Annotated in this window: 14 protein-coding genes; 8 read left to right on the forward strand and 6 right to left on the reverse strand. The window is 43.7% G+C overall.

The genetic code is table 11. The features are described 5' to 3' along the window. Positions 1-827 precede the first annotated feature (827 nt). From HWQ38_RS27475 to murI, 3 genes are all read left to right on the forward strand, one after another. Positions 828-2,717, forward strand: coding sequence for an N-acetylmuramoyl-L-alanine amidase (locus tag HWQ38_RS27475; RefSeq protein ID WP_292800142.1), 1,890 nt, complete (start codon positions 828-830; stop codon positions 2,715-2,717). A 430-nt stretch (positions 2,718-3,147) separates the two neighbouring features. Then, complete coding sequence (locus HWQ38_RS27480) at positions 3,148-5,046, forward strand: N-acetylmuramoyl-L-alanine amidase (protein WP_292800147.1); 1,899 nt, start codon at positions 3,148-3,150, stop codon at positions 5,044-5,046. A 129-nt stretch (positions 5,047-5,175) separates the two neighbouring features. Then, positions 5,176-6,042, forward strand: a complete 867-nt coding sequence (gene murI, locus HWQ38_RS27485) for a glutamate racemase (protein WP_292800151.1) — start codon at positions 5,176-5,178, stop codon at positions 6,040-6,042. 95 nt (positions 6,043-6,137) lie between these two features. Here the strand turns inward: murI and HWQ38_RS27490 are convergent, their stop codons facing one another. Next, positions 6,138-6,332, reverse strand: a complete 195-nt coding sequence (locus tag HWQ38_RS27490; RefSeq protein WP_292800153.1) for a hypothetical protein — start codon at positions 6,330-6,332, stop codon at positions 6,138-6,140. 946 nt (positions 6,333-7,278) lie between these two features. Here HWQ38_RS27490 and sds point away from each other — a divergent pair. Then, on the forward strand, positions 7,279-8,250 hold the full coding sequence (sds, locus tag HWQ38_RS27495) for a solanesyl diphosphate synthase (RefSeq protein ID WP_292800156.1): 972 nt from the start codon (positions 7,279-7,281) through the stop codon (positions 8,248-8,250). Between the two features lie 234 nt (positions 8,251-8,484). On the opposite strand, the gene HWQ38_RS27500 is transcribed toward sds, so the two are convergent. The 3 genes from HWQ38_RS27500 to hemW all read right to left on the reverse strand — a co-directional run bounded on the left by HWQ38_RS27500 (position 8,485) and on the right by hemW (position 11,798). Then, complete coding sequence (locus tag HWQ38_RS27500) at positions 8,485-9,606, reverse strand: THUMP domain-containing protein (RefSeq protein WP_292800159.1); 1,122 nt, start codon at positions 9,604-9,606, stop codon at positions 8,485-8,487. A gap of 112 nt (positions 9,607-9,718) precedes the next feature. After that, positions 9,719-10,606 (reverse strand): sugar phosphate nucleotidyltransferase, encoded by an 888-nt coding sequence (locus HWQ38_RS27505; RefSeq protein WP_292800162.1) that lies wholly within the window; start codon positions 10,604-10,606, stop codon positions 9,719-9,721. A 10-nt stretch (positions 10,607-10,616) separates the two neighbouring features. Then, a complete protein-coding gene (gene hemW / locus HWQ38_RS27510) occupies positions 10,617-11,798 on the reverse strand; it encodes a radical SAM family heme chaperone HemW (RefSeq protein ID WP_292800165.1) in 1,182 nt (393 codons plus the stop codon). Between the two features lie 314 nt (positions 11,799-12,112). On the opposite strand from hemW, the gene HWQ38_RS27515 reads away from it, so the two are divergent. Beyond that, positions 12,113-13,189: a PIN/TRAM domain-containing protein gene (locus tag HWQ38_RS27515; protein ID WP_292800167.1), complete on the forward strand. Its 1,077-nt coding sequence runs from the start codon at positions 12,113-12,115 to the stop codon at positions 13,187-13,189. Positions 13,190-13,480: 291 nt separating this feature from the next. Here the strand turns inward: HWQ38_RS27515 and HWQ38_RS27520 are convergent, their stop codons facing one another. Beyond that, positions 13,481-13,954: a hypothetical protein gene (locus tag HWQ38_RS27520; RefSeq protein ID WP_292800170.1), complete on the reverse strand. Its 474-nt coding sequence runs from the start codon at positions 13,952-13,954 to the stop codon at positions 13,481-13,483. 205 nt (positions 13,955-14,159) lie between these two features. Between HWQ38_RS27520 and hetZ the strand changes: the two genes are divergently transcribed. The 3 genes from hetZ to HWQ38_RS27535 all read left to right on the forward strand — a co-directional run bounded on the left by hetZ (position 14,160) and on the right by HWQ38_RS27535 (position 18,948). Then, positions 14,160-15,365 (forward strand): heterocyst differentiation protein HetZ, encoded by a 1,206-nt coding sequence (hetZ, locus tag HWQ38_RS27525; RefSeq protein ID WP_292800172.1) that lies wholly within the window; start codon positions 14,160-14,162, stop codon positions 15,363-15,365. Continuing rightward, positions 15,358-16,332: a PatU gene (locus HWQ38_RS27530; protein WP_292800175.1), complete on the forward strand. Its 975-nt coding sequence runs from the start codon at positions 15,358-15,360 to the stop codon at positions 16,330-16,332. Before hetZ ends, HWQ38_RS27530 begins: the two co-directional genes overlap by 8 nt. Before the next feature lie 294 nt (positions 16,333-16,626). After that, positions 16,627-18,948 carry a DUF3488 and DUF4129 domain-containing transglutaminase family protein gene (locus HWQ38_RS27535; protein ID WP_292800178.1) on the forward strand — a complete coding sequence of 774 codons (2,322 nt, stop codon included), beginning with the start codon at positions 16,627-16,629 and terminating at the stop codon, positions 18,946-18,948. A 25-nt stretch (positions 18,949-18,973) separates the two neighbouring features. Here the strand turns inward: HWQ38_RS27535 and HWQ38_RS27540 are convergent. Then, positions 18,974-19,159: hypothetical protein (locus HWQ38_RS27540; protein WP_292800181.1), on the reverse strand; the 186-nt coding region annotated here is incomplete at its 5' end.

Consider the following 19,159-nt stretch of genomic DNA (forward strand, 5'->3'; position numbering starts at 1 on the left):
CATTGGGCATTGGGCATTGGGCATTGGGCATTGGGCATTGGGCATTGGGCATTGGTTATTTCCCTCATCTCCCCCATCTCCCTCATCTCCCTCATCTCCCAAAGGCTATCTCAAGTGCCTTGGGACGTTGCCATTGTGCAGTGGAAACTTCTCTCCCTAAATCTCCGTCCCGTGTGATTGTAGAATAATCGTTTGTTTATAATTTCTACCAGCATTCAGAATGTTAGTTATTTCCGTCTTAGTTGTCAGTCCTCGGCTTGTGGAACTTTTAGGACTTACGCAAAGCTACATACGGTAGGGGCAATACCCTGCGGGAAGCTAAAGCTACATGAATTGCCCCTAAGAAGAAAATCATTCTTTTCGGCTATTGTTTGCGTAAGTCCTGACTTTATCTGAATATTTTCCAGCTAATTGGGAGTAATACCCATAAATCTTGCTAGATCATCTCACAGGAATGGGAATAATTTACTCAGTGCATCAATCGCAACAAAGAGCAAACACTTATCAGTGAACGGCTATCAGTTATCAGTTTTCTAGTTTTATTGGGAGTCAGAGTCCCCCACCTCTACAGGTGGAAGGTTTCACATGGGGATTTAGACTTAATATGAAACCTGATAACTGATTTAAGTTTGTCTTAGAGCAGTTTTCAGCTATTTAGAGTCCTACTGAGACGGTGAATTGGGAGTGGGGAATGGGGAGTGCTGTAATACACAGCTTAAAAATCAAAAAAGGCATCAGAGGTCAAGTTTAGGTGGTGACGGTGTGATGATTTACCAATAAGTTGATATATTAACGGCTCCCATGAACGTGAATTAGGAGAAAGGACTGTGAAATTACACTGGTTACTACCCAGCACTATTGGAACTATCTTCATGCTATCGTCGCCAGCAATGGCCGCGAGACTTGAATCTTGGCGCTTTGATGCCAATCAAAACAGGCTGGAAATTAATACTGTAGGAGCAGTTCAACCCCAGGCACAACTAATTTTCAACCCGACTCGGCTGGTAATTGATTTGCCAGGAACTACATTTGGGCGTCCGCAGCTAACCCAGCAGGTGGGCGGTGGAATTCGTTCGATCCGTGTTGGGCAGTTTGATACAGACACAACACGTATAGTTGTCGAACTGACTCCTGGTTATACTCTTGACCCCAAACGAGTCCAATTTGTTGGTACAACTGGCGATCGCTGGACAGTGCAATTACCTAGACCAGAAGTTGAGAAAGTTGCCTCATCTACCAGAAGTGCTTACAGTGTTGTTACCCCAAACTCTGAGGCTCAACTTGGGGTTTCAAGGGTTGCCACTACTACACCCGGGGCGACTCAACTTGAGAAATTACAAGTAACAGGCGATGGGTTGTTCATTCGCACCAGTGGTGGTAATCCTCGGATTCAGGTAATTCGCAGCCGCGATCGCGCTAACATCTTCATGGATATCTCTGGCGCATCTTTATCACCACGTTTGGCGCAACAGAATAATATACCCGTTAACAAATATGGTCTTAGCCGCGTCGAATTCACCCAACTACAAACCCAACCTCCTGGTGTCCGTCTGACTTTGCGGGTAGATAAAAATAGCCCAGACTGGCAAGCAACTAATAGTAACGGTAGTGGTTTGGTAATTCTACCTAGTCGTGTTGTCAGATTGCCGCAAAGTAGTAATTCAAACAACCTACTGGACAATCAATCACAACCCGTTTTCCTTCCCAACAGACCATCTGCCAACAAGCCAGCTACAATTGAGTCTGTGCAACTGGCTGATCATGGCACACAACTGCTAATTAGAGGCGACCAACCTTTATCTGCCACCGGAACCTGGGATAGATCATCTGGTCTGTTCCGCGTCACAATTCCCAATGCCAAATTAGCTAAGAGAGTCACAGGACCTACCTTTGCTGCCAATAGCCCAATTCTCCGGGTACGTCTGCAACCCCAAGAACCCAACACTGTCATTGTCTTAGTTCAAGCAGCAGCCGGAGTCCAAATTGGGCAACCCAAGCAAATCGGCGGCCAACTTTTGTCTCTACCCATACAAGCCTCTCGGCGAGTTGTCTCCCTCCCCGGAAGACCCCCCTTTGCTTTACCTGGGCTACCACCGCCTAACCGGGGGCCATTCCCAGACCTAAATAATCCCAATCCCCAGCCCCGATTACAACCACAGCGCCGAGTTACCAATGGGCGAGTAGTAGTGATTATTGACCCCGGACATGGCGGTAAAGACTCAGGAGCGCTGGGACTTGGGGGGGCACGCGAAAAGGATGTTATCTTGCCTATTGGTAAGAAACTTGGTGAGATTTTGCAGCAAAATGGTATCCAAGTAATTCTGACGCGGGATTCTGACTATTTTGTTACCCTTCCGGGGCGAGTGCAATTAGCAGAACGAGCTAACGCTGATGTGTTTGTTAGCATCCACGCTAATTCAGCAGGTGCGAGTCGTCCAGATGTTAATGGCTTGGAAGTCTATTATTACGACAGTGGTCTTGATCTAGCTCGCATTGTCCGCAGTAGCATTCTCCAAAGTATTGGTACTCTCAAAGACAGGGGAGTGCGGCGAGCCAGATTTTATGTTCTCAGAAAAAGTTCTATGCCCTCCATTCTAGTGGAAACTGGTTATATGACTGGTCGAGAGGATATGGCTAGGCTGAGAACTTCAGCTTACCAAAATCAAATGGCAGAAGCGATCGCTCGTGGCGTGCTTCAGTATCTAAAGAGAAGATAAGTAATTTAGTCGAAATTATTGAGTAAATACATCTAATCTTTACCATTTTTATCCAACTTTAGTAGTAAAACAATTTAAGTATTCTTCCTGCGGAGCAAGAGTAGCTTCTTTGTTATTGTCGTCTGATACCTTGCAAGTAAGCAGATTTGCGATTTGTGTCACTCACAAGGAGTCTTAGCGTAGCGGGACGTTAGTTCAGCATGAATCTAAAATCGGCTTTTCTTCAATTGGGAATCTAAAATCTAAAATTTGCAGTCAAATTTATATGGGCTAATGGCATGGCAAAATCAGAGGAGCGTGCTATATTCTACGCCATTAGCTGTGTGTTAATAACAGCGCAAAATTAAAGTGTGTGCGGTGATGGTGTGAGGATTTGCCAATATGTTGAGATGTTGACGGCTGCCATGAATGTGAATCAGGAGAAAGGACTGTGAAATTACACTGGTTACTATCCAGTACTATTGGAACTATCTTCATGCTATCGTCGCCGGCAATGGCCGCGAAACTCGAATCTTGGCGTTTTGATGGCAATCAAAACAGGCTGGAAATTAATACTTTAGGGAATGTTCAACCCCAAGCACAATTAATTTTTAACCCCACCCGTTTAGTAATTGATTTGCCGGGAACCACATTTGGACGTCCGCAGCTAACCCAACAGGTGGGCGGGGGAATTCGTTCCATCCGGGTTGGGCAGTTTGACGAACAAACAACGCGGATAGTCGTTGAATTGACTGCTGGTTATACTCTTGACCCCAAACGAGTCCAATTTCTCGCCACAACTGGCGAACGCTGGACAGTGCAATTACCTACGCCAGAAGCCGAAAATGTCCCCGCAAAAAATACTGAGGGGCAGCAAGGAGAAGTTATCGCCAGAGAAACTTCACCGAGAACATCTACACCAACGTTCTCCCCAAGGAATATTTACAATGTGGTCAGAACTGGCTCTCTCAATCCACCTAACAACAGAATGCTTGTTGCCAGGGTTACTCAAATTGAGAACTTACGGGTAACAGGTGATGGGTTTTTCATCACTACAAGTGGTGGTAATCCTCAGATTCAGGTAAATCGTAGCAACGATCAGAAAGCAATCAACATCGACATCACTGGCGCAACTTTATCACCAAATCTAGAGCAGCGAGATTTGGTGATTAATCGCTATGGTGTCAGCCGTATCCAGTTCACCCAACTGCAAACAAGCCCATCTGTTGTTCGCCTGACTTTACAGGTGGATGAAAATAGTCCAAATTGGCGAGCAACTAGTAGCAGTGTTGATGGTTTTGTGGTTCTACCCAATAATGGCGTTGCCCAGTTGCCTGGAGGTAACAGTGTACGGCCTATACAACCCGCTAACAACTCAACAGCGAGTATTCAGTCTGTGGAACTGGCTAATAATGGCACACAACTGCTGATTAGAGCCGACCAAACTTTATCTGCTACAGGCGGCTGGGATACAACCTCTGGTCTGTTCCGCATCACTATTAACAATGCTAAATTAGCTCCAAAAGTCATAGGTCCGGCTTTTAGTGCTAATAGCCCTATCTTGCGGGTACGCCTCCAACCAGCAGAATCCAATAGTGTCGTCGTCTTGGTTCAACCAGCAGCCGATGTGCAAATTGGGGAACTCAACCAGATTGGCGATCAGCTTTTAGCTCTACAATTACAACGCTCTAGTAGCATCACACCCCCCATTGCTTTACCTCCCCTGCCATCGGTAAACTCAGGACAATTCCCAAACCCCATAGATAATCCCCGGACAATTTCCCAGCCACGGACACACTCCGCGGTTCCCAAAGGGAAATTGGTAGTAGTTATTGACCCAGGACATGGTGGAAAAGACTCAGGCGCTCCTGGTCTGGGTGGACTTTTAGAAAAGGATGTAATCCTGCCTATTGGTAAAAGGGTAGCAGCAATTTTAGAGCAAAATGGTGTACAAGCGGTACTAACGCGGGATGCTGACTTTTTCGTAGAACTTCAGGGACGGGTAGAGATTGCCAAACGAGTTAATGCGACTTTGTTTGTTAGCATTCACGCTAATTCGGTTGATAATCGCCCTGATGTCAATGGCTTAGAAGTCTATTATTACGACAGTGGTTATGCGCTGGCGGAAGTAGTTCGCAATACCATCCTCCAGGACATCGGTACTATCAAAAACCGGGGAACCCGCAAAGCCAGATTCTACGTTCTCAGGAAAAACTCCATACCCTCGATTTTAGTGGAAACAGGCTATATGACTGGTTACGAGGATAATCCTAGATTAGGAACACCACAGTATCAAAATCGGATGGCAGAAGCGATCGCTCGTGGCATCCTCAAATACTTACACCGCTAATATAGTACAAATTACTTATTTAAGAGGTTGTCTAAAGACTTGTTTTCCGTGCAGAATTTAGTGGTAAATTAGTCAATTCTCTGCTAGATTCTCTATTTTATATCCAAAAACCTAAATCAATATCTGCCTGTGTATCCATCTTCCATCTTTGAAGGAAATCTTGGCAATTTTTCAAATCAAGAACCCCAACGCGCACCAATTGGCATCTTTGATAGTGGTGTGGGTGGACTAACAGTACTGCGACAACTATATCGGCAACTCCCCAATGAATCAATTGTTTACTTTGGGGATACAGCTCGACTTCCTTACGGAATTCGTTCACAAGCAGAAATTTTACAATTTACCCGTGAAATTATTACCTGGCTACAGCAGCAGCAGGTAAAAATGGTGATTATGGCTTGCAACACCAGTTCCGCCCTAGCCCTAGAAACTGTGCGTCAAGAATTCAACATACCCATTTTGGGAGTGATTTTACCAGGGGCAAGGGCAGCAGTACAGCAAGGAAAGCGCATTGGTGTGATTGCCACTCCAGCTACGGCTAAGAGTAATGCTTATAAGCACGCCATACTCGAAATTGATCCTAATGTCCAAGTTTGGCAAGTTGGATGTCCAGAGTTTGTCCCGCTCATTGAGCAAAACCGCATTCACGATGCTTACACTGCTGAAGTCGCACGAGCCTACTTAGAGCCTTTATTAAAGCAGGAAATTGACACCTTAGTTCACGGCTGTACCCATTATCCCCACCTTACGCCAGTATTGCGATCGCTCCTCTCCTCTCAAGTCCAGTTGATTGATCCAGCTGTGCATGTTGCGGCAGCTTGTGCCCAAGAGCTAGACTTACTAGGCTTAAGAAATACCCACTCACCACTACCAACTCGCTTCGCTGTCACCGGTTGTCCACAGCAGTTTTCCCAGTCAGGATTGCAGTGGCTAGGCTATACCCCAGTGGTTGAAGAGGTTTGCTTCACTAATACCGCTATTTCTCAACTCCAATAAAACTACTTAAAAAATGAGAAGTTAGGAGTTTTAAATTATTAACTCCTAACTCCTGTACAGACGCGATTAATCGCGTCTCTCCTAACTCCTAACTCCTAACTCCTAAATACTTCAGTCACCTTTGTCCTTACTGATATCTCCTGCTTGTGTTTACCTTTGGCAGATGAAGGCAAACTTGTAGGAATAGTCTTTGTGCCCGTTCGCTTTGCCAGTGCTAATAACAGGTAGACTGTGAACAAATATCCAGACGCTAAAATAAAAATCATCATAGACATACTTCCGTAAATCATTGTTCTATTAGCACCTTTTAAACGAATATAAAATTGCATAAAATTAGTAGAACCTCAGCCAAGCAAGTGCATTCTTGATGGCTCTAGCTGACTATGGTAAAATTACCTGTAGAGATAAGATTATCTACGGACAGAGAATTTATTATCTAATGCGACTTCTTGCAGACCATAGATACCACAGTAGTTAGCTTGCCGTTTGGCAATCTAAAACTCCGATTCTCATCTGTCTACTTTATCTGCTTTATTTTTGCTCAAACTGATGTGAAAAGAGCAATGCTTGCGCTAAACGTGCGCTGAAGACGTGTAACGGCTTTCCATAGGGATATCGCATAGCTCCCAACCAGGAGTTTCGCTGATCGTAGGAAAAATAAAAGGAATTATTTCCTTAATCTAAGCTACGAGTAGTTATTTTAGACTTAGATCACCAAGCCCATAAAATCAACTAGTAGCTGACTTAACTTTGGGGTGTGAATATCTGAAAAATTTAAAATTACTATATTTTAGCCTAACACAATGACTCTGAATTTTAAGCCCAGTTTGATGCTAAATTTAAAATTTTTTGAATAGCTGCACTTCAGTCTTGGAGAAATTTAGTCTTACCCATTGGCGAAAATTTTAAATTGTATCCATTTTCTCAATAAGTAATATTGCTTAAATTACGTTTTGATCTGTGGGGGGAAACGTGGACTAGGAAATTACTTAACACAATTTAAGCTTATATCTATTTCCATCTACTGAGAATTCATGTTTTAAATTAGTTTAAAACCGGAATTTCCAACAATTAAGCATAATTGCTTATTGACATAACCACCATCAAGCTTAATTATCACCCATATACTCATAAATATGGGATTACTTTATGAAAACTTTGCACTGGCACAGCGTTATCTTAAAATGAGTGTAGGATATGTAAACTTTCGTAACCTAAGCCAGAGTCCGCCCATCCATGACCCCAGCCACCTCCCTGTTTACCCCTGTGGAAACAGACCTGCGACTACTAGCAGATAACCTCAAACAGCTAGTTGGAAATCGCCACCCCATTTTGTTTGCAGCAGCCGAACATTTATTCGGAGCTGGGGGAAAGCGTATCAGACCAGCAATTGTCCTGTTAATGTCGCGCGCAACAATGTTAGAACAAGACATTACGCCGCGTCACCGCCGCCTAGCTGAGATTACGGAAATGATTCATACAGCCAGCTTGGTACATGACGATGTGCTGGATGAATCAGACGTGCGGCGAGGCGTTCCCACGGTTCATAGTTTGTTCGGGAACCGCATTGCGATATTAGCAGGAGATTTTCTCTTTGCCCAATCGTCCTGGTATTTAGCAAACTTGGACAATTTGGAGGTGGTGAAACTGCTCTCAGAAGTGATTATGGATCTGGCTACTGGGGAGATCCAGCAGGGACTAAATCGTTTTGATGTTGGTATCTCTATTGAAACTTACCTCCAGAAGAGTTATTACAAAACAGCTTCGTTAATTGCCAACAGTTCTAAAGCTGCTGGGTTACTCAGTGAAGTATCACGAGAAACTGTTGAGCATATGTATAGCTACGGTCGTCATTTTGGTATAGCATTTCAAATTGTTGATGACATTCTAGATTTTACTAGTACAACAGATGCCTTGGGTAAACCAGTGGGGTCGGATCTCAAAAGTGGTAATCTGACTGCACCCGTTTTATTTGCTTTAGCCCAAAAACCATCTTTGGAAGTGCTGATTGATCGAGAGTTTGCCCAAGAAGGGGATTTAGAGCAAGCACTGGAACTAATTAAAGATAGTGAAGGTATACAGCAGGCGCGAGAGTTAGCTGCTGACCATGCTAAGTTAGCAATTGAACATCTTGCAGTTCTCCCACCCTCAGAATCCCATCAGGCATTAATTAACATAGCTGAGTACACACTAAGTCGCCTGCTTTAAAATAATTCGTAATTCGTAATGACGCTCTCTACGAGACGCTAAAAGCGTAGCTTGCTTCTCTGTAAGAGTACGCGGATTCGCTACCGCTACGCTAACGTAATTCGTAATTCGTAATTAAGTTTTGCAACGGGGATTTAGACCCCGCCACAAAACTTGCTACCTGTAGAGGCAAGGGAATTAAACCCCTAAACTTTGTTAAATCAGTTATTGAGGACTTCAATTTTTGGGATTCCCTTAGTACAGGTCATATTTCATTAACTGACAGGGCAAGGTTCCATTGAACACTGCAATCCTCTGGGATGATTTTAGTCCAATCGATTGAGATAGTTCCTTGTTGCCACTTAGCACAAATGCAGTCCAGCCTTTGAAGCGTTGTTTTAGTACATCGCCCAAAAGTTTATAGAACGCCCCTAAATCACTATCTCGCCCCAGTCGTTCGCCATAGGGTGGATTGCAGAATAAAACCCCACTGTCTGCGGGGGCGACAACATCGGCAAGTTCCATTTGAGAAAACCAGACATGGTTATCAACGCCGCAGCTTTGAGCATTGTTAATCGCCTGATCAATCACATTTTCATCGCGATCGCTTCCCCAAATAGGCGCAGTTAGGGTATCCAGTTGGCTGTCTTTAGCTTCTTGGAGCAGTTTTTCTAAAAGGGGCAGGTCAAAATCGAGCCAATTTTCAAATCCAAAGCAATCCCGAAATAGCCCTGGTGCGATGTTAAGTGCCTTTAAGCTGGCTTCCAGGGGTAAGGTGCCAGACCCACAGAGAGGATCATAGAACATCTGGTCTGGCTGCCAGCCGGAAAGCTGAATTAGAGCAGCAGCTAGAGATTCCTTGAGAGGGGCTGCTCCAACCGCAGGACGGTAGCCTCGGCGGTGTAGACTATTTCCAGAACTGTCGAGTTTGACGCTACAAAAATCGCGTTCAATATGAACATTAATCCGCACGTCTGGGTCATGAAGCTCTACATTTGAACGATCGCCTAGATTTTCCTGCTGCTGGTCTACGATCGCATTTTTGATCTGGAGAGATGTGAAGTGGCTGTGGTTGAGGCGATCGTTTTTACCTGTGGTAGTTACCGCCAGCGTCATGTCTGGTGTTAAATAGTTTACCCAATCGATAGTTTGAATTCCACGATAGAGATCCTTAGCATCTTGGCAAGGAAACTCATGGATATTCACCAAGATTCGGAATGGTAGCCTAGCCCAGAGGTTGACGCGATAAAGTAGAGTGCGATCGCCCTCAAAGGCTACACCGCAAAACCCTGGCTCTACCGAATGGGCACCCAGTTGCTCTAACTCTTGAGCCGCGAGGGTTTCTAATCCGCGAGCAACCGTTGCAAAATAATTCATAATTCGTAATTAATGGCTACTAGTAACTCCAATTTTCTTAGTCCACAGAGGTGGACTTTGCTTGTGTAGTAGCGAATTCTATTCGCCCAATACTTTTTGAACTAAGATTCATCTAGAAATTTCTAAAATCAATCATTGTCTGACGATAAGCATCTGGCAAACCTGTATCAAAACACTTACCTTTAACAACATATCCTGTCATTCCCTCTTCTTGACGCAATCTTTCCAGACAGGATGTTAACTGAAATTCACCTCGTTCTCGGAAATTTTTATTGATGTGTTCTGCGATCAAGTCAAAAATTTTCGGCGTTAGTAAATATAAGCCAAATATACCTAAAAAGTCATTTTCTGCCATTCCCTCTACACACAAATGCTGTTGTGCATACTCAATGCTAGGTTTTTCATAGAGTTGTGTTACTGACAAAATCGAGTTTAACTCTTGCCAAACTCCTGTTACACACCCAGCTTTATGAATAATTTCTGCTGGCATTGTAGTTAAACTCACAATGCTTTGATTCACTTGTTCGTAAACATCTAAAACTTGACTAGCACAAGATTTTTCAATGTCAGAAGCATAAATGTGGTCGCCCAACATTAACATAAACGGCTCATTTTGTACCCAATCCTTGGCACAAAATACCGCATGACCATAGCCCAATTGCTCCTCTTGCAATAAGATGGTAATTCTGTTACCTAAATCTTCGAGATATCGGCTATATTCTTGATTTTGCGGTGAAAGTTTATCTAAAAGTTCTTTTTTGGGTGGATTTTTCAATAAATCTTTAAATATTTCTTTGTCATCCGGCTGTACCACGATCGCAACTTCTGCAATTCCAGCACTAATTGCCTCTTCAATAATTGCGATAATCACAGGTTTCGCCCTACCATCTCGATCAATAATCGGGAAGAGTTCTTTTTTCACAACTTTGGTAGCTGGAAACAACCGAGTCCCGAAACCAGCCACCGGAATCACAGCTTTTCTAACTTTATTCTTCTGCATAAGCAATTCATCACCCCAACTTTTCAAACAATTCCGCCAACACCACATTAGAAAACAAAAAACCGTGTGGATCAATCAAACGCAACCTTCCCCCACCAACTTCCACCCAACCTTGATCAACGTATGGTTGCAAACATCTGCAAATTTCCTCTACTTTCTCTTCCCCAAATGCTTCCGCCAACGCCGCCAAACTCACACCCTCCGCCAAACGCAACCCCAACATTAACGTTTCTAACAATACTTCCTTCGGGGGAGTCAGATCACAATCAATTGCACCACCAGCTTGCACCCACTGGTAATACTCCCTAGTTTTACGCGGACGTGTGAAGCGTTTCCCGTCAACATAACTCGCCGCACCCATACCAAAGCCATAATAAGGGCGGTTTTCCCAATAAACTCGATTATGCCGACACTGATGACCAGGTTGGGCATAATTGGAAATTTCATAATGTTCATAACCTGCATCAGTCAAAATCTGCTGCCCCATCTGGTACATTTTGACTGTGGCTTCATCCGTGGGTAAAGGAGTATCACCAGGTTTGTAATAACGACCAAAGGCTGTACCTGGCTCAATGGTAAGATCATAGATGGAAATGTGAGTCGGTACAAGCGCCACCGCTTTTGCTAGGGAATCCTGCCATTGAGCCAAAGACTGATGCGGCAACCCGGAAATTAAGTCTAAACTAAATTCGGGAATCTCGACTTGGTGGATTAGTTCCATAGCTACAAAGATATCTTCAACTGAGTGCGATCGCCCCGCCGTTTGCAATAATTCTGCTTGAAAGGCTTGTACACCTAAACTTACGCGGTTCACGCCTGCACTGCGATAGCCTGCGATATGTGCTAAATCAAACGTGCCTGGGTCGATTTCCATAGAAATTTCTGCCCCAGACGCAATCCCAAAATGCTTCTCTAGCTCTGTCACTATACCTTGTAACTGCTCTATTGATAGCAGGGAAGGAGTACCACCACCGAAGAAAATTGTCTTCAGGGGTTGACCAAATGCTGGTGTCATGGCAATTTCTTTACATAGCACCTCAACATATTGGGAGATAGTACCAGATGTTTCGCCCCGCAAGCGATCGCCCACAACAGACACCGGGAAATCACAATAAAAACACCGCCGTCTACAAAAGGGAATATGCACATAAGCAGAACTCGGAATTCCCGAAATCCTAAATTTTTGACTCATTTTGAGAAAAGTTTTAAGTTAACCCAACTGTGAATTAGAAACAATGAAAATGAGTCGTTTATTTACAAGTTTTTGTCCTTTTACAATAAAATGCTCAAAAATATTAAGATAAAAGCCTTTCGTTATAATAATTGCAGATATTGCCCTACTAAACTCTTAGTGTAAGTCAACAGTTCGGCTTCGCTCACTGTTGACCCTGAGCGTTCGCGTAGCGTCTCCTAGAGAAGGGTCAATATTGATTAGTTTATCTTACCGATGAAATAAAAAATACTTAACTTTATCGGTTAACACAGTTGTAGGAAAACAAGACAACCATGCTTGACGCCATTATTATTTTCTCATTTATCCTAGCAGCGTCGGGAATAGGGTTCTACAGCATTGAACTACTACCCAATAGCACGCTAGATCAGGTAACAAATCTTGAAGCTTTACGCTTAGTCGTTGCCGTCTTTGGCGCGATTATTGGTGGTGCGATCGGGCTGAGTTTCCAGACGACATATCGTCGCTTAGAATCACAAATCAAAGAAATGCCTCTGGAAGTGATCTTAACTCGTGCCATTGGCTTAGTGATTGGGCTATTGCTAGCTAACCTGATGCTAGCCCCGCTATTTTTACTACCTATACCGGCAAATTTTGGATTTATTAAGCCACTGGTGGCAGTTGTCGGCAGTATTATCCTCTCCGTGACTGGGATGAATTTGGCAGATACCCACGGGCGAGGCTTATTGCGGTTCATTAATCCCAACACTGTGGAATCGATGGTAGTGGAAGGAACGCTAAAACCCGCCAATACCAAAGTTTTAGACACCAGTTGCATTATTGATGGTCGCATTGAAGCCTTACTAGAAACAGGGTTTCTGGAAGGGCAAATTCTCGTGCCGCAGTTTGTCTTACAAGAACTGCAACAAGTAGCGGATGCTAGCAAAGACCAAAAGCGGGTGCGGGGAAGACGAGGACTAGAAATTCTCAACCGCATTCGGGAAGAGTATCCCGATCGCATCCTGATTAATGGAGTTGACTACGAAGATATTCCCACAGTGGATGCCAAGTTAGTGCGCTTTGCCCAAGAAATTAGCGGCACACTGCTAACTAACGACTACAACTTATCCAAAGTTGCCAGTGTTCAGAAAGTACCTGTTTTGAATGTAAATGATTTAGTGAATGCCGTCCGTCCGAGTTATTTACCTGGTGACAACCTTGATTTGAAAATTCTCAAGGAAGGTAAAGAACCCAGTCAAGGCATTGGCTACCTAGATGACGGCACAATGGTTGTTGTTGAAGAAGGTAGCAATTATGTGGGTGGTGAACTGCGGGTAGTAGTCACCAGTGCTTTACAAACTACAGCAGGACGGATGATTTTTGCTAAACCCCAAGCTTCAGCATTGGCATGAGGAAAGAAAATTATAATCTCTTTCCTAAGAGGAGAGAGATTATTTTATTTGGAAGTTCTTAAGTCTGAGACTCTGTTCAGTGGGAAACTAAAATTTTAAAACGGAAAAATGTTCACTGAGAACTGTTTTTTAAAAAATTTTAGGTTTCAGCAAGAGTTTAGCCAGTCGCGTGGTGTAAGTGAAAGAAAAAATTTATTTTTTCCCTGATTTAGAAAACTTTTTTAAAGGAATTTGAGATTTAAAATTTTGGATGTGGGATTGTATCTAAAAAATCCTACATCCAAAATTTTTCTATGCAATATCAGGGGGTATCTGTTTAGGCGATCGCTGTTGTCGCAACTGTTGTTGCATGAGTTTTTCTAATTCTGTTCGCCGAACTTCAACGGTATGGGTGGTCTGACCCGGCGTTTCCAAAAAAACGATACTATCTACGGGTTCTAATGCCACCATTTGGAACAAAATATGGGTTACAGGAACAATTTCAGCTAGCATTTGAGGGTCAAGCCCAGCAGGGGAAATTAGAGAGACATCCTGTATGGTAGGGAAAGCGTAGATAACACGCTTTTCCAATCCTGGATTAGCACGATTGCTTAATGTAGTTAAAACCCAGCTTGCCTCCGAATTTTGGAGAATATAGTAGTGGGAGTAGCGTAATTTTTGAGCGATCGCTCTAAGGGCAGGAGCAATTGCTTCAACAAGATGTGGTGTCATACCATCGCGGGGTGCATTGTCAATCAGCAATTGAATTTGTGCTTCTAAATCCATAATGACTTGTATACGGCTCCTGGGTAATGGCAATAACATCTATCAAAGTGTGAACAATCCCATGAAAGTTGGGAATAATAAAATCAGCCACATCCTAAATGTAGGATTGGTCTGCGTTTAGCTTATACGTAAAACCAAAAAAGCCAATACCCACAGTCGTACAGGTTGTATTTAAAAACGTTAGGGTTTTTTGAAAACTGAGACTATGAATTCAGCCGCAACCGCAACTATTCTATCTGCAAATATTCTGGAAGAAAATTCTCAAGGCGTGGAGGTGATCTTTCAACTCCTGTCCAGGGAGTTTCAGCAGTCAACCAAAGCTTCGGCACAAAATTGCCACGATGTCGCAACACGTATTACCACCGAAGTCTACCGGATTTGTCATGAAAGCAAACGTATCCAAGCTTCTGGAACTGTAGAAAGCTCGGCGATGACCCTAGCTCGGCATCGGCTGCAACAGTGTCTCAGGTACTATCAGTTGGGTTCAAATCGGGGCAGGGTAGAATTACACAGTACTCTGAGTGCGATCGTTTATCGATACATTAATCCCCCTCAGAAGCAATTGAGCTATCAAGGGCGGCTGACTATAATTGAAGATTTTCTCCAGAGTTTTTATCTAGAGGCATTGAACGCTTTCCGGCGAGAAAATCAACTTGATGCCACTTATCGCCCTCAGACACTTTTAGAATTGTCCGAGTATATGGCATTTACCGAGCGCTACGGCAAGCGACGCATTCCCTTACCAGGCCGTCAGCAGCAGCTAATTATCCTGCGGGCGCAAACTTTTTCCCAACACCAGCCCCCAGAAACCAGCGTAGATATAGAACAAGCCGCAGAAGGCAGCAATAGTGAAGCTGACGGTTCTTGGGAAGAACCAGCAGTTTACCAATTGCGCTCCACAATGGCAACCCAAGTCGAACCCGAACCCGAAGAAGACACCTTGCGCTCCGTTGTCGTTACAGAATTAATGACTTATCTCGAACAACGGCAACAATCTGACTGCGCTGATTACTTTTCCTTGCGCCTCCAGGATTTATCAGCACAGGAAATTGAGTCGGTTTTAGGTTTAACCCCTCGTCAGAGAGATTATTTGCAACAGCGCTTTAAGTATCATTTAATTCGGTTTGCCTTGTTGCACCGTTGGGAATTAGTTCACGAATGGCTGGAAGCTTCTTTGCACACCAATTTGGGCTTAACTCCCCAGCAATGGCAAGTATATACAGCACAGCTGGACAATAAGCAACGGTCTTTACTAGAGTTGAAGCAACAAGGACAAGCTGATGAAAAAATAGCAAAAACTTTAGGGTTGTCAATGGCACAACTTCAAAAACGGTGGTTTAAGATTCTTGAACAAGCTTGGGAAATTCGTAACTCATTAGTATCCGGATCAGGTGCATCTACTCATGAATAGTGACTCAGAATCCTTACAACACCAGTGTCTCGATTGGTTATTGACAGATAATGTCAAAACTAACGAGGAATCGGTAGAATGTGAGGAAAATGACGGGGTAAAAAACCTCCTCAAGGAAGCCACTGCTTCAAAAAGCAGTGAGCCAGAATTGGGAGGGATGCCCCAGACCTTTCAATTGGGAGAAATTCCTACTGTGCAAGATCGTTTCCAAGCCGTCCTTAAGCGTCGGTTACAAATCCAAGTCCAAGACCACCCACCGTTGTTTCCTTGGGAAACACACTTAATCGAGTATCCCGATTTTATTGATGAGCCGTCAATGACACTCGTCCCTACCTGGGGATGGATGGTACAACAGTCTCAGTTGAACCTGCCGCGTCCCTTACCGGAGAGAGTTTTCCGGCAATTGCTAGAACAGTGTCAGGCGTTGGTTACATCTTCAGTGCCTCTGGGGGCAAAATTAGTTCAGGCGGTGGAGAACTTTTTTCCCAACGACTCTCAAGCACTAAACGATATAGCGGGATTGGTGCTAAGAAGCACCTATCGGTCTGTAAATATGGAGACACTGCCCAATATTCAGAGCGATTACTCAGATTTACAACCGCGCCAACAGATGGCTTTGTCGTTGCTAGCAGCTAAACAACTGCTAGAAAATTTGACTCTACCAGTTTCAGCAACCAGCCCAGTGGTAGAAAGACAATGGCTAACCAGTGTTGGTACTTTGAACATCAAAGTAGAATACCAGTCTCTAGGTAAACTTACGAAGTTACTTGTTCAAGCTGAGTTACCCGTTAAAGGAACTTTGACGTTGCGGGGAAGTGGCACCTTAGCAATGACAACATCTTCGACTTCGGGATACTTAACTGTAGAGTTAGGCTGCGAACAACTTCACCCAAGTTATACCCTGGAAGTTGAGTTTCCAGAAATAGACCAACAGTCGTTGCTGTTTGTCATTAGTCTGACGATTTAGTTTAAATTGCCACCGCTAGCACACTACGTCGAGCAACGCCAATATATATTAAGAGGATTTTGCGGCTTTTGAAGCTTATCTTATTTTTCAACAGGCGGTCATTAGGGTGTCTACGAGAAGCAGTTATTACAAAGACACAAAGACGCGAGGACACGGAGAGAGTATTTAATAATTTCTCCGCGTTCTGGCGTCTTGTTTTCTCAGCATATCTCCCCCGATCAATCATTTCATTTTTTATTTGACATAGTAGTAAGGTAGGCAATTACGTCTTTGGTATTGTGTCCCTTGCATCAAATGTTTAACTTATCCAGAATAAATCGGTTTTGGCCTCTGCCTGTAGGTAATTTCTGGCGGCGAAATCCGCACGGGTCGCGTTTGATAGAAGTGGAAGATTCAATTTTCTTGCGGGTGCTGGTGCTAGCGTTGGTTATTTTGGGAATTGTGGCGACAGATATCGCCGCCCAGACTTCATTCAGTTTTTGGGCATTACCCCTGAGTGCAGTAGGTGCAATTTGGAGTTATTATTGTCGCCGCGATGCTAATGTTGCCGTTAAGTTCTGCATCGCCATCGGAATGTTAGCAGCACTGGGTGCTTTGTTTGGGCGGTTGGTGGGGGAGTTGAATGATACGCGGTTGAGTTTGGCAGAGTTATTAATTCAACTACAGGTGTTACACAGCTTTGATACGCCCCGCCGCAAAGATTTGGGCTATTCGATTGTTATAGGAGTGATTTTATTAGGTGTGGCGGCAACGCTAAGTCAGACTTTAGCATTTGCACCTGTGCTGCTGTTATTTTTAGCGATCGCTCTCCCAACTTTAGTATTAGATTATCGCTCACGCTTGGGTTTGCAGCCATTAAAAACTCAAAAGGAAAAATCCCATCAGAAAAATTCCTCAACTCTTAATTTTAAATTTTTAATTCTGAATTTTTTGCTAATTGTCGGTCTGGGGCTGGCAATTTTTGCTATTTTACCCAGATTCCCTGGCTATCAATTACGGAATTTTCCGGTAAGTTCTGCTATTCAAGTAAAAGGTAGTTTCACAGGACGTAGTATCATTAATCCTGGTTATGTCCGTCAAGGTAAAGGTAGTAATCAAGGTAGTGGTACGGGGCAAAACCAAACTGGTCAACCCGGAAAAGTAGATGATAACTTTTATTACGGTTTTAATAGCCAAATTAACCAAAATCTGCGCGGCGAGATGAAACCCAAGGTTGTAATGCGGGTGCGATCGCAAGCTGAGGGTTTTTGGCGAGTATTAGGATTTGACCGTTATACAGGTAAGGGATGGGAGGTTTCCCGGAATGAAGATGTTACGACTGTCAGGCGATCGCCTTGGTCTTCCCAAATTTTTCTTTACCCATCTGTGCTTACTGGTAAAACCCAAGAGGTAGTACAAACTTATACAATGGTGTCGGATTTGCCTAACCTAATTCCAGCGATGAGTTATCCCAAGGAGGTTTATTTTCCGACACCACTGATCGCTGTTGATCAAGAAGATGGATTGCGATCGCCTGTGGAATTATCAGAAGGACTGACTTACACAGTAATTTCCGCAGTACCATACCGCGATCGCACTTTATTAGGTGAAGCTTCTACTAATTATCCAAAACATATTAAAAAGTATTATCTGCAAATTCCTCCCGAAATTGCCGAAAAAGTCCGGGAACGCACCGAAGAAATTTTTGCTAACTACAATCAAGAAAAAGTCTCAAAGTCTTCTAAAAGCCTAGATTCACCTTATGAAAAGGCTCTCTACTTAGCTCAATACCTGAAGCAACACTACTCTGTTCCCCAAAATCCTTTAGGATTGCCCTATTTGAGTGAAAAAGAAGACTTGGTAGAAACTTTTTTGTTTAAGCAAAAAGGAGGCTATCCAGACCATTTCTCTACAGTTCTGACGGTGATGCTGCGTTCCATTGGCATCCCAGCGCGGTTAGTGGCGGGGTTTAGTGCCGGAGAATTTAATCCATTTACAGGGCTGTATGTTGTCCGTAATACTGACGCTTATGCGATGACGGAAGTGTATTTTCCTAAATATGGTTGGTTTGCTTTTGACCCGATTCCCAATCATCCTCTGATACCACCATCTGTTGAAGACACTCACAGTTTTAGTGTGTTGCGCCAGTTGTGGCACTGGGTTGCTGGATGGTTGCCCTCTCCGGTAACAGGTTTGTTAAATAATGTATTTGGGACAATATTGAGTTGGATAATTAGAGCGATCGCTTGGTTTTTAGCTTTATTTTCTCAAGGTTGGTTTGGCGTATTGACTGGCTTAATCTTGGCAACTATAGCAGCTTTCTTCAGTTGGCTGGGTTGGGGTCAGTGGCGAGAGTGGCGGAACCGTCGATGGTTAAAGAAATTGCCAGCAATGGAAAGCCTTTATCAACAAATGCTGCAATGGACAACCCAAAAAGGTTTAGGCAAACATCCAGCCCAAACACCCTTGGAGTATGCCAGAGTCTCATACCAGCATCATGCCCTAGCAACTGCTGAGGTAATAGATGAGATTAGCCAAGCCTATGTTAGTTGGCGTTATGGTGGTCATACGCCTAACTTGAAGCAACTGCGAGAAAGATGGCAAGGTATCAAAAAGACTGCTAAGACTGCTAAGTAATTCATCAATGAGTCCTGTACAAAGGTTATCCATTCGGCAACCTTTTTGATAAATTACGACTAATAGCACTTTTCACAATTCCTGAAATATAAATTGCTCCTTCAGCGCCTCTGATACGGTTTGTATCATCCAAAACGATTGAAGTGACAACGGCTCTTGACACCACTCGCTTACTCACCGCAGAACGGTTCTTTATCAATACAGGCACACG

Origin of the sequence: Nostoc sp. NMS7, from assembly GCF_017115085.1 — a bacterium.
Lineage (GTDB): Bacteria > Cyanobacteriota > Cyanobacteriia > Cyanobacteriales > Nostocaceae > Nostoc.